This is a genomic window from Sulfurimonas iocasae (genome assembly GCF_047716755.1).
In the GTDB taxonomy this organism is placed as follows: Bacteria; Campylobacterota; Campylobacteria; order Campylobacterales; family Sulfurimonadaceae; genus Sulfurimonas.
On sequence record NZ_CP180409.1, the window covers coordinates 425,712 to 441,122 of the forward strand.

14 protein-coding genes are annotated in these 15,411 nt (G+C 33.2%); 11 read left to right on the plus strand and 3 right to left on the minus strand.

What is annotated here, in order from left to right:
• Position 1 precedes the first annotated feature (1 nt).
• On the plus strand, positions 2 to 1,597 hold the full coding sequence (gene argS, locus ACLHDE_RS02195; RefSeq protein ID WP_415397528.1) for an arginine--tRNA ligase: 1,596 nt from the start codon (positions 2 to 4) through the stop codon (positions 1,595 to 1,597).
• Here argS and ACLHDE_RS02200 read toward each other — a convergent pair.
• Positions 1,581 to 2,261, minus strand: coding sequence for a L,D-transpeptidase family protein (locus ACLHDE_RS02200; RefSeq protein WP_415397529.1), 681 nt, complete (start codon positions 2,259 to 2,261; stop codon positions 1,581 to 1,583). The two genes, argS and ACLHDE_RS02200, sit on opposite strands and share 17 nt — an antisense overlap.
• 59 nt (positions 2,262 to 2,320) lie before the next feature.
• Between ACLHDE_RS02200 and ACLHDE_RS02205 the strand changes: the two genes are divergently transcribed.
• Entirely contained in the window at positions 2,321 to 2,938 is a 618-nt protein-coding gene (locus tag ACLHDE_RS02205) for a GNAT family N-acetyltransferase (protein WP_415397530.1), read from the plus strand.
• A 233-nt stretch (positions 2,939 to 3,171) separates the two neighbouring features.
• Positions 3,172 to 4,317, plus strand: coding sequence for a Na+/H+ antiporter NhaC family protein (locus ACLHDE_RS02210; protein WP_415397531.1), 1,146 nt, complete (start codon positions 3,172 to 3,174; stop codon positions 4,315 to 4,317).
• 28 nt (positions 4,318 to 4,345) lie between these two features.
• Here the strand turns inward: ACLHDE_RS02210 and ACLHDE_RS02215 are convergent, their stop codons facing one another.
• A complete protein-coding gene (locus tag ACLHDE_RS02215) occupies positions 4,346 to 5,089 on the minus strand; it encodes an exonuclease domain-containing protein (RefSeq protein ID WP_415397532.1) in 744 nt (247 codons plus the stop codon).
• Between the two features lie 103 nt (positions 5,090 to 5,192).
• On the opposite strand from ACLHDE_RS02215, the gene ACLHDE_RS02220 reads away from it, so the two are divergent.
• From ACLHDE_RS02220 to pyk, 7 genes are all read left to right on the plus strand, one after another.
• On the plus strand, positions 5,193 to 6,323 hold the full coding sequence (locus tag ACLHDE_RS02220) for a DUF819 domain-containing protein (protein ID WP_415397533.1): 1,131 nt from the start codon (positions 5,193 to 5,195) through the stop codon (positions 6,321 to 6,323).
• 412 nt (positions 6,324 to 6,735) lie between these two features.
• Entirely contained in the window at positions 6,736 to 7,209 is a 474-nt protein-coding gene (locus tag ACLHDE_RS02225; protein ID WP_415397534.1) for a hypothetical protein, read from the plus strand.
• Between the two features lie 45 nt (positions 7,210 to 7,254).
• On the plus strand, positions 7,255 to 8,175 hold the full coding sequence (locus tag ACLHDE_RS02230; protein ID WP_415397535.1) for a helix-turn-helix transcriptional regulator: 921 nt from the start codon (positions 7,255 to 7,257) through the stop codon (positions 8,173 to 8,175).
• A 50-nt stretch (positions 8,176 to 8,225) separates the two neighbouring features.
• Entirely contained in the window at positions 8,226 to 9,200 is a 975-nt protein-coding gene (locus ACLHDE_RS02235; RefSeq protein WP_415397536.1) for a hypothetical protein, read from the plus strand.
• A 53-nt stretch (positions 9,201 to 9,253) separates the two neighbouring features.
• The gene (locus tag ACLHDE_RS02240) at positions 9,254 to 9,709 is read left to right on the plus strand and encodes a hypothetical protein (protein ID WP_415397537.1); all 456 of its coding nucleotides are present in this window, start codon (positions 9,254 to 9,256) and stop codon (positions 9,707 to 9,709) included.
• Positions 9,710 to 10,139: 430 nt separating this feature from the next.
• Entirely contained in the window at positions 10,140 to 11,144 is a 1,005-nt protein-coding gene (locus tag ACLHDE_RS02245) for a dipeptide epimerase (protein ID WP_415397538.1), read from the plus strand.
• Entirely contained in the window at positions 11,144 to 12,589 is a 1,446-nt protein-coding gene (gene pyk, locus ACLHDE_RS02250) for a pyruvate kinase (RefSeq protein WP_415397539.1), read from the plus strand. The genes ACLHDE_RS02245 and pyk overlap by 1 nt, the downstream gene beginning before the upstream one ends.
• Before the next feature lie 5 nt (positions 12,590 to 12,594).
• Here pyk and nhaA read toward each other — a convergent pair whose 3' ends face one another.
• Positions 12,595 to 13,929, minus strand: coding sequence for a Na+/H+ antiporter NhaA (gene nhaA, locus ACLHDE_RS02255; RefSeq protein ID WP_415397540.1), 1,335 nt, complete (start codon positions 13,927 to 13,929; stop codon positions 12,595 to 12,597).
• Between the two features lie 125 nt (positions 13,930 to 14,054).
• On the opposite strand from nhaA, the gene ACLHDE_RS02260 reads away from it, so the two are divergent.
• Positions 14,055 to 15,410, plus strand: a complete 1,356-nt coding sequence (locus tag ACLHDE_RS02260) for a hypothetical protein (protein ID WP_415397541.1) — start codon at positions 14,055 to 14,057, stop codon at positions 15,408 to 15,410.
• The last annotated feature ends 1 nt before the right edge of the window (position 15,411 follow it).

Consider the following 15,411-nt stretch of genomic DNA (forward strand, 5'->3'; position numbering starts at 1 on the left):
CTTGAAACAACGTGTATCGGCGCTTTTGCGCGAAAAGTTTGGTCGTGAAGTTGTTTTAGAAAAACCAAAAGATAGAGCTTTTGGCCATTTTGCTACACCAATAGCTTTTTCTTTAGCTAAAGAACTTAGGAAGTCTCCTATGGTTATAGCTGAGGAATTAGCTACTTCATTTAATGAATCAGAAATTTTTTCCAGTGTTGAATCAGTAAAAGGTTATTTAAATTTTCGTCTTAGTGAAAATTTTTTAAGTGAGTATGCTGCTTGGGCTTTAGATAATAAAGATGAATTTGGCAAACAAGAGAAAAAAGAAAAAATCCTTTTAGAATTTGTTAGTGCTAATCCTACAGGGCCACTTCACATAGGCCATGCACGTGGTGCTGTATATGGAGATACTCTTTATAGACTAGCAAAACATTTAGGTTATGACATTACAGCTGAGTATTATGTAAATGATGCAGGAAACCAGATTGATTTACTTGGTCTTTCTATCCAACTTTATGGTCGTGAAAACATACTAAAAGAGAGTGTTGAGTATCCTGAGAGTTATTACCGTGGTGATTACTTAGAAGGGCTTGCAAATGGTGCTGTTGAGAAATTTGGTAAAGAGATTTTAAGTGATGAGTCTCGTCAAAAAGAACTGGCACTTTGGGCAAAAGACGGTGTTATGGATATCGTAATAAATTCTCTAGCAGAGACAAATATTCACTTCGACACATTTGTAAATGAATCATCTTTGTATAATGACTGGGATAGAGTCATGAAAAAGATGGGCGATGGTATCTACCAAAAAGATGAGAAAATGTGGATAGCTTCTCAAGCAAAAGGTGACGATAACGATAGAGTTGTTGTTCGTGAAGATGGTCGTCCAACTTACTTAGCTGGAGATATAGTTTATCATAATCAAAAATTTGAGCGTGGATATGATTACTATATCAATATCTGGGGTGCTGATCATCATGGTTATATCCCAAGAGTTAATGCAGCTGTTGAGTATTTAGGTTATGATTCAAACAGATTAGAGACTCTTTTGTCTCAAATGGTAAGCCTTTTAAAAGATGGTGAACCATACAAAATGAGTAAACGTGCTGGTAATGTAATTTTGATGAGTGATATCGTTGAAGAGATAGGCTCAGATGCCCTTAGATTTATTTTTGCATCTAAGAAGAGCGATACTGCTTTAGAATTTGACTTAGCTGAGTTTAAAAAGCAAGATAGCTCTAATCCTATTTTTTATATTCAATATGCACATGCAAGAATACAAACAATATTGTTTAAAAGTAATTTCTCAAAAGAAGAGATTATGTCAGCTTCACTTAAAGGGCTTGATGAAAATGCTGATAGTCTTCTTTTTGAGGCACTTCTGCTCCCTGAGATAATAGATGATGCATTTAGTTCTCGTCAAGTTCAAAAACTTCCAGATTATCTAAGAGCACTTGCAGCCGCACTTCATAAGTTCTATTATGATTGCAGAATCATAGGAACCCAAGATGAAGCAAAACTTCTGAAACTTCTTTTAGTGGTTGCACTCTCTCTTAAAACAGGTCTATCACTACTTGGTATTGAGGCTAAAAACTCAATGACTAAAGAGGAAGATTAGGAAATAGTTCTTTTATCTCTTTTAGAGAACTACGAGGAATCTGAATCAAGATGGGATTTTTGCTCCCATCTAACCAATTTACAATCTTTTTTATCTCATCTAAACTCATAGAAGTACACCCAGCTGTAGAAGATTTTTCTGATTTTTCAACATGTAAAAATATACAAGACCCAGCTTGTTTTACTTGATCTTTATTATGAGAGACAATAACTCCAAGTTCATATTGTTGATCACTTCTTCTCATCTGCTCAAAACTTTTTGGTTTTGTTTTTGGCATCTCTATTATTTTATTGTAATGTTTCGAGTTAGAATCATCAACACAAATTAAATCTTTGGATAAATAAATATAATTTAAATTAAACTCTTTCTTCTGCGCATAACCAAAAGTAGAGGTTAAATTGAAGATGCCAGCAGGTGCTTTTTTATCACCTTCTTTCTTAATTGGTTGATTTTCTTTTTGTTTTAGTTGATGCTCGCCAATACCCCAACCAAGGCCATTTTCCCCTATGTTTACATCTATTGTTTTTAGAACTTTTTGACCATCTTCATAACAACTTAATTTTGCTCTAGAAGTATTAAAGTCATCACTAACGACCAATATGATTTGCTGTGAGGAGAATAAGGAATTTTGTAAAAAAATTAAGATTAAGAATGTTTTTATCATAATGTATGGTACTATTACTAATATATGAAATTAATTAATTTATGGAAAGATTTATGAGTATGAAAATAAGAAAAGCTTTAAGCCAAGATGCACCTTTTTTAGCACAGATGATTTTACAAAGTTCTCGTGCAGATAAGCAGATAAGTATTTTTGATGTAATCTTTGAATCTAAAAGCGATGAAGAGACTTTAGCAAATATAGAAAAACTTACAACTACCACAGCAAAAAATTATTGTCATTATAGTAATTTTTTAATCGCAGAAATAGATGGTGAATGTGTTGGGTCCCTATGTAGCTATGAACCGAGAATCGCAACTAAAGAAACATTTTTAGAATCACTAAAAGAGATTTCTTGTGATGCTAATGCAGAAGATTTTTTAGAGATATTGGACTCTTGTGATTTTGAGTTAAACAAAAGAACTTTAGTTTTTGATTTTATGGAAGAGATAGAAGGGCATATGAATGTTGGAATTTTAAAAGCACTGATGCAAAAAAGTCTTCTTAGCGCAAGACTAAAGGGCTACAGAATAGCACAAGCTATGGTTGAGATAGGTTCACTAGAAACACTGCTTTACTATAAAAAACTAGGCTTTAAAGAAGTTAAACATAAAAAATGTGAGCTCTATAAAGAAAAATTTGGAAGAGCCGGTCTAATACTTTTAGCTTTTGAGTTTTAGTCATAGAGACTTCTGTCCTTTCCCTTCTTCCATCTCTTCTTGCTATTATTCTAGCTTTATATACAAGAAGCGTATTACTATCACTTTTTAGTGGAATACTCTTGGGGGTTTTTATCCTTAATGATTTTAATGTTTTGCCATCTTTAGAAGTTACTTTTTTACTATTTACATCATTATTGAGTAAAGCTTGGATACTTAAAACTTTAGGTTTTGCTATATTAGTAGGAAGTATTATGACTTTGATAGACAAGAGTGGTGGAATAGACGGTTTTGTAGATTTTATGCAAAACAGAGTGAAGCTAGTAAAATCAGCAAGATCTTCTTTGCTTCTTAGTTATGCGGTAGGTGTGTTTATTTTTATAGAGTCTTCTATTACTGCTTTAATAGCAGGAGCAGTTGGAAGACCATTTTGTGATAAGTACAAAATACCGCAGGCTAAACTAGCTTTTGTATGTGACTCAACATCTGCACCAATAAGCTCACTAATTATATTAAATGGTTGGGGAGCACTTCTGCTAGGATTGATATCGACGCAGATAACACATGGTGTATTAGAAGCCAATGCCATAGAGCTACTTATAGACTCTATATTTTATAACTTCTATGCTATGAGTGCATTATTAGTGACTTTTTTAGCTATATGGTTTAATATAGATATAGGTCCAATGAAAGAGAGTAAATATACTCCCATTAGTAATTATTCACAACTATCAAACCCTCAAAGTATGTTTTATATGCTTTTACCAATACTGCTAATGATATTTTTTGTATTTATTTACTTGTATATTACAGGTAATGGAAATATTTTAAAAGGTAGTGGTTCTAGTGCTATCTTTTATACTGTATTGAGTACTCTCATTTTTACTCTTTTTTATTATGTAGGTAAAAAAAATATGAGTCTAAAAGTTTGGAGTAAAACAGCCTTAGTGGGAGCAAAAAAATTATTTCCAATAGCAATGATTTTACTTTTTGCATTTGCTATTGGTGAGGTTACAAGTGACTTAAAAACTGGACAATATTTAGCTTCTTTAGCAAGCCAAAATCTTAGCATTTATCTTATTGCAGTTGTGATATTTTTACTTAGCTCACTTATATCTTTTTCAACGGGAACAAGCTGGGGAACATTTAGCATAATGATACCTATAGCTGTTCCCATGGCAGTTGCAATGGATGCAAATGTGGCGCTTACTATAGGTGCTGTAATATCTGGAGGAATTTTTGGAGATCACTGTTCACCCATTTCAGACACAACTATTATTTCATCTATGGCTAGTGATTGTGAAGTTATAGAACACGTTAAAACTCAACTCCCTTATGCCCTTATAAGTGGAGTTATTGCACTACTTATGTTTTTCATCGTTGCTGTAATTTATAATTAACTTATTTAAATTCTAAAAAAAGAGCTTGTTAAGCTCCTAGGGCATTATTTATAGAGTAACGCATATCTTCATCAAGATTTTCCATGCTTGTTAGCATCCATCTTAGGTACCCTGCGTCTGAAGCTGCTACTTCTAAAAGAGTCTTACCTTTGTACTTTCCAAATCTAAATGATTTTACAATTATTGGAGTATTTGTCAGATCAACCATTTTCTCAACAGGATTTTCGCTAGGATAAAGAGCTGATACCGCTTCTCTAAGTTTTGTTAAAAGTAGTTTTAAAACTAAAACATCCCCGATAGCATCGTGAGCTTTTATCTCAACACCTAAAGCATCTGCTTCTTTTTGTTCATCTTTGTATAGACCCATTTTATAGCGAAAGTATTGAAGTCTGTGAGCATCTTCATCTGGTAAGATATGCTTAGCAACTCTTAGAGTGTCTATGACTTTCATCTGAGTGTTGAAGCCTTCTTTTTCAAGCATTCCAAGATCAAATGGAGCATTATGGATAATCATATAGTTCTCATTGACGTTTAACTCACACAATCTTTTATATGCAACACTATCTGTACAGGCAGGTTTATTCTCTAGCATATCTGGAGTGATTCCGTGAATCTCCATAGCTCCAAAACTAATAGGCACATCAGATGAGTAAAACTCGTTGTGTACCTCTACCTCTTTTGCACCCAGTACTATGTAACCGAGTTGAATTACTCTGTCATTCTCACCTACGCCTGTTGTTTCTGTATCTAATATCACATATTTCTTTGCCAAAAGTCATCCTTATGAGCGTATTTTACCCTTTGCTTCTAAAAGCTAACATTAAATTTATCTCTTTTTGAGTATGCTATAGTATAAATATTATATAGGATATTATTTGATTAGCTCTCCTTTAGTCTATCTTTTTAGCTTAGCTCTGCTTGCAACTTTTTTTAATCTTTTTGAGAAAAAAACCTCTTTAAAAATTTTCAAATTTATTCCGGCAGTCGTGTTTATTTATGCTTTTTCTATGCTTTTTGCATCTCTTGGTGTGTTTGATAAAAACGAGGACATAGATGCCATCTATAAACTTACAAAAACAAACCTGCTTCCTGCTATGCTTTTTCTTATGCTTTTACAGGTTGATTTTAGACACTTTTTCAGACTTGGGAAATCTCTGCTTATATCTTATATGTTAGCTGTTCTTTCTCTCACGTTTGGTTTTGTTATAGTCGCATTTGTTTTTAACTTTGACTCTAACTCAGCGGCGGCTTTTGGGGCTTTGGCTGGAAGCTGGATGGGTGGAACTGCTAACATGATAGCTGTAGGTTCTGCTCTTGGGGTATCACAAGAGGCTTTTGGTTATGCACTTATAGTTGACAGTGTGAACTATACTTTATGGGTTATGTTACTTCTATTTTTAGTACCCTTTGCGACTATCTTTAACAAGTTTACAAAGAGTGATGAAAATATGGCTTACTTAGGCGAAATAGGGTGTGCTTGTAATATGGGAGCACCAAGATACTGGCTGCTTATTCTTCTGGCTCTTGTTGCATCTATCATCTCGCAAATTATCGCTCAAAACATAGAAATCCTCAACAACACAACGACTATAGTCCTTATAGCATCTACGCTTGGAGTTTTAGGCTCATTTACAAAACTAAAAGAGATAAATGGCTCTAGCTCCGTTGCATCTACAATGCTCTACATTCTCATAGCTCTCATAGGCTCAAAGGCAGTTTTTGATAACTTTAGCGATGTTGGAGTCTATGTGCTTGCAGGTTTTAGCATCTTGGTCATTCATGCTGTTATTATGGTTATAGGCGCGAAGATTTTTAAACTTGACTTATTCAGCGTGGCTGTCGCATCTCTTTCAAACATAGGAGGAGTAGCATCTGCACCAATTTTAGCTGCAACTTACAATAAGTCACTTGTTAGTGTCGGAGTTTTAATGGCGATAATGGGTTACTTAATAGGAACTTTTGGCGGTTTGCTTGTTGGGAATGTTTTACTTGAAATTGTTAAATGATGAAAGTTTGTTATATATGTTCTTACGTCATTGCGAGGAACGAAGCAATCTAGCTCTTTAGACTGCCGCGCTTCGCTCGCAGTGACGTGGTTGTTCCTCGTTCCCATATTGTATATGGGAACGAGGGGAGGGCTACCAAACTCTTATGAGAAATACAAAGTAATAAAAAAGGTTTTTTATGGTCAGTGAATTTAAATAGTATTTTGTATTGCAAAGTATGCTCCAAAAGCTACTAAAAAAGGCACAAGCGAGGCACACATAAGTATATAAATTCTAAAAAATCACATCATGCATTTGGTTTATAGAAATCAACTCGCCGGTTAAGAGATTCGGAGAGACATCACATGGATAAAAACGGACACAAAGCAGTCTTATACTTTTTGTATAATTTTTCAAAAGGTATGGATTACAGATGAGACAATTAAACAGACAAGAAATACAAAGATTAGGTATATTCAACGATAAACTAAAACTACTTGAAGAAAAAATATATAACTTAGCACTCGAACAAAATCAAATTGCTTTACAAAAAGTATTAGACAAAGAGAACGATACTTATGATTATAATATTGACATAACATATTATGTCCATGGTAATGAATATATGTGGTTTGAAGATGATGATGACCATCTCTTAGCAACTTGGACTGATCGTATCAAAGAACTAATGATGAAAGAAAATTGTTCTGGAATTAACGATGGCTTTAGTCATAATATAACAAGTATTTGGCAAAAAGACAAAGAGTTGAATCTTCAAAAACATTGTTGGATATTACACTCTATATATGAGCCTTTCCCTCTTGATTGGGATGATATATTTATGATAGATAAAATATACTATATCATTGACATTAGATATGACTGCTTAGTAAATATTAGTGCATAATTTTTTATAAGGCTATAATACAAATAACTGATATAAGGTTTTAATTTGGGATACAAGCACGACTATGACAAAATATTAACAAGACTTACGATTATCTTAGCAAGGCTAAATGATGGAGAGGCTTTGTCTGTTAAAGAGTTAGCCGAAGAGTTTAATGTCAGCTCTAAAACCATTCAAAGAGATTTTAACGAAAGACTAAGTGCTTTTCATATCTACCAAGATAAACGGAAATGGAAAATGCAAGATGGTTTTAGTATTGAGAAGACAAAATCACTTCAAGAGCAGTTAGTTTTAGACATTATAGAAAAAATCACTGAGGGTATTGGTGGTAAGTTTGCCACTACTTCAAACAAGCTACTCTCTAAAATTAGAAATGAAGATTTTAACCCTATCTACACAAAGTTAAACATAGAAGATATTAGTGATAGATTTGATGATATTCAGCTTATAGAAAAAGCTATCAAAAATAAGACAGAATTAGATTGTAGCTATGAAAATGATAGAGAAGGAACTTTTAGAGCAAATATACAACCGCTTAAAATAGTCAACTATGAAGGCTTCTGGTACTTAGTCGCTTCTAGAGAGGGTTCCATACAAAAATACTACATAAATACACTCTCAAATATAAAACAAACTGCTATAACTTTTACAACTGACGATAAGATTGAAGCGCTTTTGGAAAACTCCATAAATATCTGGTTCAAAGCAGACATAGAGCCGTTTGAAGTCAAAATATTTGCAGACAAAATAGCTACAAAGTATTTTCAAAGAAGAGAACTCCCAACTCAAAGGATAGAAACTCTAAGTCAAGATGGTACGATGGAGTTTATAGTACGAATAACCGATGAAATGGAAATTATCCCAATTATTAAATATTGGTTACCACATTTAACAGTTTTAGAACCGTTGTGGATACAAGAGATGATAAATGAAGACTTGGAAGTATATTTGAGTAATCGGACATAAAGGTGTCAAGTATAATTGATAAACTAACAGATAAAAGGAGCATATAACTAATGGAACATAGAGAAAATATGGTTTTATATAATGTATTAAATCAAGAAGTAGTGTTTGAAGAATATTTTTGTAATTTATTAAGTATAGATGAGTTCAGAGAAGTATTTCTTAAATTTATTGCTAGTAAAAATGGGGTATTGTCTAATCATAGTATTGAATATAGGCATTTTGATACGGAAGTAATTTTACATAATAATTACGGAAGAGCAGATTTATTTCTTAATGTTGATAACAAAGAGTTTATTTTTGAAATTAAAAATAAAGACTATACAAGCTTAACGGAGAATCAGCCAAAAGGCTATTTGGAGTATTTAAAAATGGATATTGAGAACTATAATCAACATTTATTTTTTTTAATACCAAGTACTTATAGTCATAGACAAGAAATTTTTGACAGATGGATAGATTTTGATGCTGTAGAAAATCAAATATTTTATTGGGAAGACCTAGTCAAAGAAATTAAAAATCAAAACCTTCAAGAAAAGTATGTTGAAATCAAAATGTTTTATGACTTTTGTGAACATTGGTTTAACATGAGAACTATTAAATTTACAGGAGAAGAGATGGAGTTACTTAAAAATATAAATGTACCAAGTTTAATGAATAAACTAGAGGATGTAACAAGAAAAATAAGCTTAGAAGTTGGACTAGAAGAGGATGCTGAGATTATTGGTTTTTGTTATACAAAAAAACTTGGAGAATATAAAATACATTTTGGTATAGATTATGATATTTGGAAATCAAAACAACTTCCACTTAGTATTTTGATTCAAAATCTTGCAAATAATTATCAAGAATTCGACTTAACATTAGAAGGAATTAATCTTGAAAGTATGGAATATGAAGAAAGCAGTGTAAGTGATAAGCAGTTTGGATATGTTGTTATGCTTAATGAGGAGATTGGCTCTGATAGTTATGAAGCAGCTGTCAAAAATGTACTTAGAAATATGATTGGACAATTAAAACAGACATAAAGCGGTCCAGTTTATATCTTATACTTCTAGTAAATTAATAGTACAGGCTAAATATGAAAAGTTTATCAAACGCAGAATTAAAAGCAGAGTTAAACAAAATACTAACTTATGGTAACAATGATATCACGATAGATAGTGAAAGTATAGAGATCTTATCAAATAATAAAGATTTGATTGTGATGAGTACGGCTGAATGCAGTGGTTGTGATTCAGCGTGTGAAGTAATAAAGCTAGCAATAGAAGATTTAGAATTAGAAAAATTGTATATAAATAATGCCGATAGTGTTCTATTGTATTTTAAAATTAATCCTAATTTCAATCTGAAGAAACTGTTAGATGCTATAGATATAGTTCACAGTCTTGTCAGTGAGGAGACAGATGTTATCTTTGGCACATCATGTGATGAAAATAGTTCTGAAGATTATGTGAAAGTTACTGTTTTTTTAAGTTATCTACAAAAACTTGAACTTGCTGCCGCTAATAATTATATAGAAAAATTAGGGTTTTAACTGCGACAAATCTGCGACCAAAATCACCATAAAACTACAATACACCGGTATTATATAACCCACCGATATCTGTATGCAAAGATAATCAATTTTTGACGACTATTTTCAGACCATAATACTTGAAATTAGATTTGACTTACACTTCATAAACTCTATGTTTTGAAGTAAATTATGTAGATTCCTAAACTTTCACTTTCTAGGGAGTTGTTTTGTTCCACAAAGTGTTCAAAAAATCAGAAGATGAAATTCCCATAAAGCCTTATGATATTTGGAACAATAAGAAATTATAAAACGAATTTATTTCGTTTTGTGAAGTATTATTTAACTACATTAAGCATCTACAAACCAATCAAAATCACAGCTTATTACTATATACTTACTACATATTAAAGATTAAAAAATTTTATCGACACTAGGTTTAGGTCATACTATGAAGATACTCGACATATCAACAGAAGTTAAAGCAATAGCTCTAAAAACTCCTTTTATAACAGCTCTTAGACGAGTAGATGCGGTGGAGTTTGTGAGAGTGAGTGTTACTTGTGATGATGGTAGTGTGGCTTTAGGAGAGGCTCCTGCTACTCGTGCTGTGACTGGAGAAGATATCTATAGCATCTTGAGCGGTGTTGCGTTCATTCAAGATGAGCTTATAGGTTTAACTCCATCAGATGCTCTTATCTCTTTGCATCTAGCTGAGATGGGAAGTAGTGCAAAAGCGGCTTTAGATATGGCTTTTTTTTCTTTGATACCAGATGCTAAGAGCAAGCAAAACATTACTCTTAAAACTGATATTACCATTAGTTTAAAAGAAGCAGATGAAATGATTTTAGATGCTACGCAAGCTATAGCTAATGGTATGAATATCTTAAAAGTAAAGTTTGGCTCAGATATAAAACATGCCATAGAAGTTACAAATAGACTCTCAGAGCTTGATGCCAAACTTATTATAGATGCAAACCAAGCTTGGACACAAGATAAGACAATGGAGTACATAGATGCTACTTTGGATGTGAAATTAGAACTTATAGAACAGCCTGTCAAAGCTGATGAACTACATGAACTTAGATGCATAACTAACTACTCACATGTTCCCATTCTCGCAGATGAGTCGGTATTTACACTCGAAGATGCAAAAGCAATCATAGAATATGCCTGTGCTGACATGATAAACATAAAACTTATGAAGTGTGGCGGAGTTACAAAAGCTATAGAGATTTTAGAATTTGCAAGAAAAAATAGTGTGAAATGTATGTTAGGCTCGATGCTTGAAGGTCCCATATCTATAAATGCAGCTCTAAATCTCGCACAGGAGTACAGTGATGTTATAGCCTACATAGACCTTGATTCGCCGTTACTTTACAAAGAGCCTTCAAATGAGTTAGAATTCTATTTTAATGGTTGTGAAATAAGCAGAAAAATTGAGGATAAATCCTAATGAAAAAGAGAACAAAAATCTTAGCAACAATTGGACCTGCATCTGACTCATCACAGATGATAGAAGCTCTGATGAGAGCTGGTGTAAATGTATTTCGCCTAAATTTTTCACATGGCACTCACGAGTATCACTATGAAGTTTTACAGCGCATTCGTGAGGCTGAAAAAAAGAGTGGTTTGTTTGTTGGAGTTCTCCAAGATATTAGCGGACCTAAAATTCGTGTAGGTTACCTAGAAGAGCCTTTTGAGCTTGAGGTTGATGATGAGATTGAGTTTGTAAAAGAAGAGATAGTTGGATGTAAAGTCTCAGAAGCTCTTTACCGTACATGTATAAACCAACCAGCCGTTTTAAAGCAGCTAAAAGTAGGAGAGTTTATCTATCTTTATGATGGAATTATCCGTACTGAGGTTGTTGAGGTTTCATCCGAATATGTAAAAGTAAAGGTAAGAAACAGAGGTATTTTGACTTCTAAAAAAGGTGTAAATTTTCCAAATACAAGACTTGGCATCGATGTTTTGACTCCAAAAGACAGAGTAGATATGCTTTGGGGCATAGAAAATGATGTTGATTTTATGGCTATCTCTTTTGTTCAAGATGCACAAGATATGATAAATGCAAGAAAAATTATAAATGACAATAATGGAAAGGTTCAACTCTTTGCAAAGATAGAGAAGTTTGATGCAGTTGAGAATATAGATGCCATACTTGAACATAGTGATGGTCTTATGGTTGCTCGTGGAGATCTTGGCATTGAAGTGCCTTTTTATGAAGTTCCAGTTCTGCAAAAGATGCTTATCAAAAAAGCAAATGAAGCTTCAAAACCTGTTATCACAGCTACGCAAATGCTACTCTCAATGACTACAAATGACACGGCTACAAGAGCTGAGATAAGTGATGTTGCAAATGCTGTTTTAGATGGCTCAGATGCAGTTATGCTCTCAGAAGAGAGTGCGATTGGACATAACCCAGTTTTGGCTGTAAAGACTATGGTAGAGACAATAATAGGTACTGAGAAGATATACCCGTATAATAAGATTTCACACTTTAATATTACAGATGCAACAGACAGTATAAATGAGTCAGCGGTCAGATTATGCGAAGATATAGATGCTTGGGGACTTATAGGGCTGACAGCATCTGGCTCATCAGTTAGAAAGATTTCACGATATCGTCCACGTCGTGATATCTATGCTGTTGTCCATAATGAAAAAGTTGCAAGATACTTGACTATATGTTGGGGCGTAGTTCCGGCTTTTATGGTCAAAGAAGACTCTCTTGGACAAATGATGTCTAGTGTAATGAATCAAGGTATAGAGAGAAAAGTTTTGAAGCTAGATAAGAGTTATATACTAACAGCAGGAGACCCTGTTGGAGTAGCAGGGTCTACAAATATGATTCGTATACTTAGAGAGTATGAGATGGAGTTCTTTAAGTCACTTGCTTAGAAGTATTACTCAGCTCTTTTAGCAATATATTTAAGCCATAAGAAACCAAAAAGTCCTGCAAATAGAGAAGCACAAAGAATTCCTACTTTTGCTTGAAAGATAAGTTCATCATTTCCTGCAAAGGCTAAATCAGCTACAAAGATAGACATAGTAAAACCTATTCCACCTAAAAATGCAACACCAAATACTTGACTCATCGTACTACCCTGTGGAAGTTCAGCAATGCCTAGCTTTATAGCAAGCCATGCAACTCCAGCTATACCTAGAACTTTACCTAGAATAAGTCCAGCAATAATACCTAAAGATACAGGTTCAGCAATTGTATCACCTATAGATGAAAAGTCTATAGATATTCCTGCATTTGCAAGTGCAAAAAGAGGAATGACTATTAGTGCAACTGGTAGATGCAAACTATGCTCAAGTCGTGATGCGGGTGAGCCGACTGCATCAATTTTGTCTTTTATATTTTGCAGGATTGCTTTTTGTTTTTCATGCATCATATGGTCAGTTGCAACAGGGTAGTTGTCATACTCTTGGAGCAGGTTAGTGGTATGTTGCGTAAAATCTACAGGAGTGTATTTTGGTTTTGATGGAATTGCCATTGCCGCTATTACTCCTGCAATAGTTGCATGAACACCAGACTCAAACATAAATAGCCACATAATAGACCCAACAATAAAGTAAGGCAAAGTAGCATGAATACCAAAACGGTTAAATGAAACAAGAACAAGGAATGATAAGAATGCTAGCACAAGAGGAATCATGTTTATCTGTTCTGTGTAAAACAGAGCAATAACAACAACTGCACCAAGGTCATCTACAATGGCTAAGGCTACTAAAAATGTAACAAGTGGAGCAGATACTCTGTTTCCAAGAAGAACAAGCGCACTAATAGCAAAAGCAATATCGGTAGCCATTGGAATTCCCCAACCGTTCGCTCCTTCTCCACTATTATTAATACTAAGATATATAAGAGCAGGCAAAACCATTCCACCAATAGCTGATAAAATTGGTAGCATAGCCACTTTGATGTTAGATAGTTCACCTACTAATATCTCTCGTTTTATCTCTAGACCTACTATAAAAAAGAAAAAAGCCATAAGAGCATCGTTTATCCAGTGATGGATAGATTTAGAAAAAGTCCATGAGCCTATGTCTATATTTATTTTAGTATGAAAAAAATGAATATATTCATCTGCAAGTGGACTATTTGCAAGTATTAAAGCGATTACAGTTGTAACCATTAAGATTAAACCTGTTGTTGTTTGAGCATGTATAAAGTGTTCAAATGGAGTGGCAATTTTTTTAAAAGTTTTTTCCCATGGAGCATATAGTTGCATAATATTCCTCAATATTAAAAGATTCTAAACATTTTCTAGGCGAAGTGATATAAAAACTTTCTTGAATTATTTTAAATATTATAGCCAAGAAGAGAAAACTCAACAAAAATGTGTATAATCTGTATATGAATTTAAATGAATTAGAAAATAAAACAGTGCTTCTGTTTGGACAAAGTCGTGCTTTTAGTGCCGATGAATTCAGCGCACAGATGAAGTACCATAAAATAAATCTTACAAAAGAGTATAACGAAGATGTTGTCCTAGTTGTAGATGGTAAGATGATGACACCGTATGAGCAAAATAACAGTGATAAGTTATATGAAGATAAAATTGCTGCTAAATTTACGGCTATAGATTCTCTTGAAAAAGAGTTGGCAAAACATATAGATGCCGATACCCTTATGATGAGTCTAAAACTATCCCATGATAAAGATAGACTAAAAGACTTTTTAACAAACTCAATGATAAGTGATGAACTGTTTTTAAGACTTTTAAAAATGTACAAGTGGAACGGTGATAATTTCTTTGATACTGATGAGAATCGAGATGTTAGTGCGGCATTTATCGTAAGATTTTATAAAAATATAGAGAGAAACCATAATGTTCAATATGCAGCACTTGGTTTTATGCATCTTATTAGTCAAACAAAAAGTGAGAAACTTATAGAAGTTATGTCTTATTTAGAGCCAATCCAGCAAACCATACGCCTTGGCACTAACGAAGCAAACTATAAGATAATCTCGGCAATCTCAACAAATTATGCAACGCCTAAAAATATTTTAAAAATGTTTATAAAAAATGCAAATTCTTATATCAGAACACTTATTGCGATGAGAGAAGATTGCGATGAAGAGATGCAGATGCATCTTTTAGAGAGTGATGATTTAAAAGTCTTAGAAGCTCTTTCATACAACAGCAATCTCTCAAAACAAGTTGTAAAAAAACTACTCTTTAATGAGTCATTTGCTAAAAATATGGCTAAAAATCTTTGCTTGGATGATGAATTGTTTGAGATATTTTTTAAAAATTATCCAAATGAAGTCGCTAAAAATGAGTTCATTTCAGTAGATATGCAAAATAAATTAGTTTCTTGTCATACTCAAGAAGTAATGATATCACTTGCAAGCAACGAGCATATAGATAAAAAAGTAGTAGTAAGTTTATTGAATGAAGATATCAAAGAACTTAACCTTGCTCTTTATGAAAACTCGGCTACTCCGCAAGAGAGTTTAGAAGAAGCATATGCTAATGTTTTAAATCATTTCGCACTTGCAAATAATGAAAATACTCCAAAACATATATTAGAGTTATTAGCTAAAAGTGAAGATGTTAAAGTTTTAAAATCATTAGCAAAAAATGCAAGTACTCCTATAGATGTTTTGTATCAACTTCAACTAGATTCTCGTTTAGAGAGAGCTGTAAAAGAGAATCCAAACTTTGGTAAGCATATAATGAGTGAAAATATAGGATGGGAAGTATAAA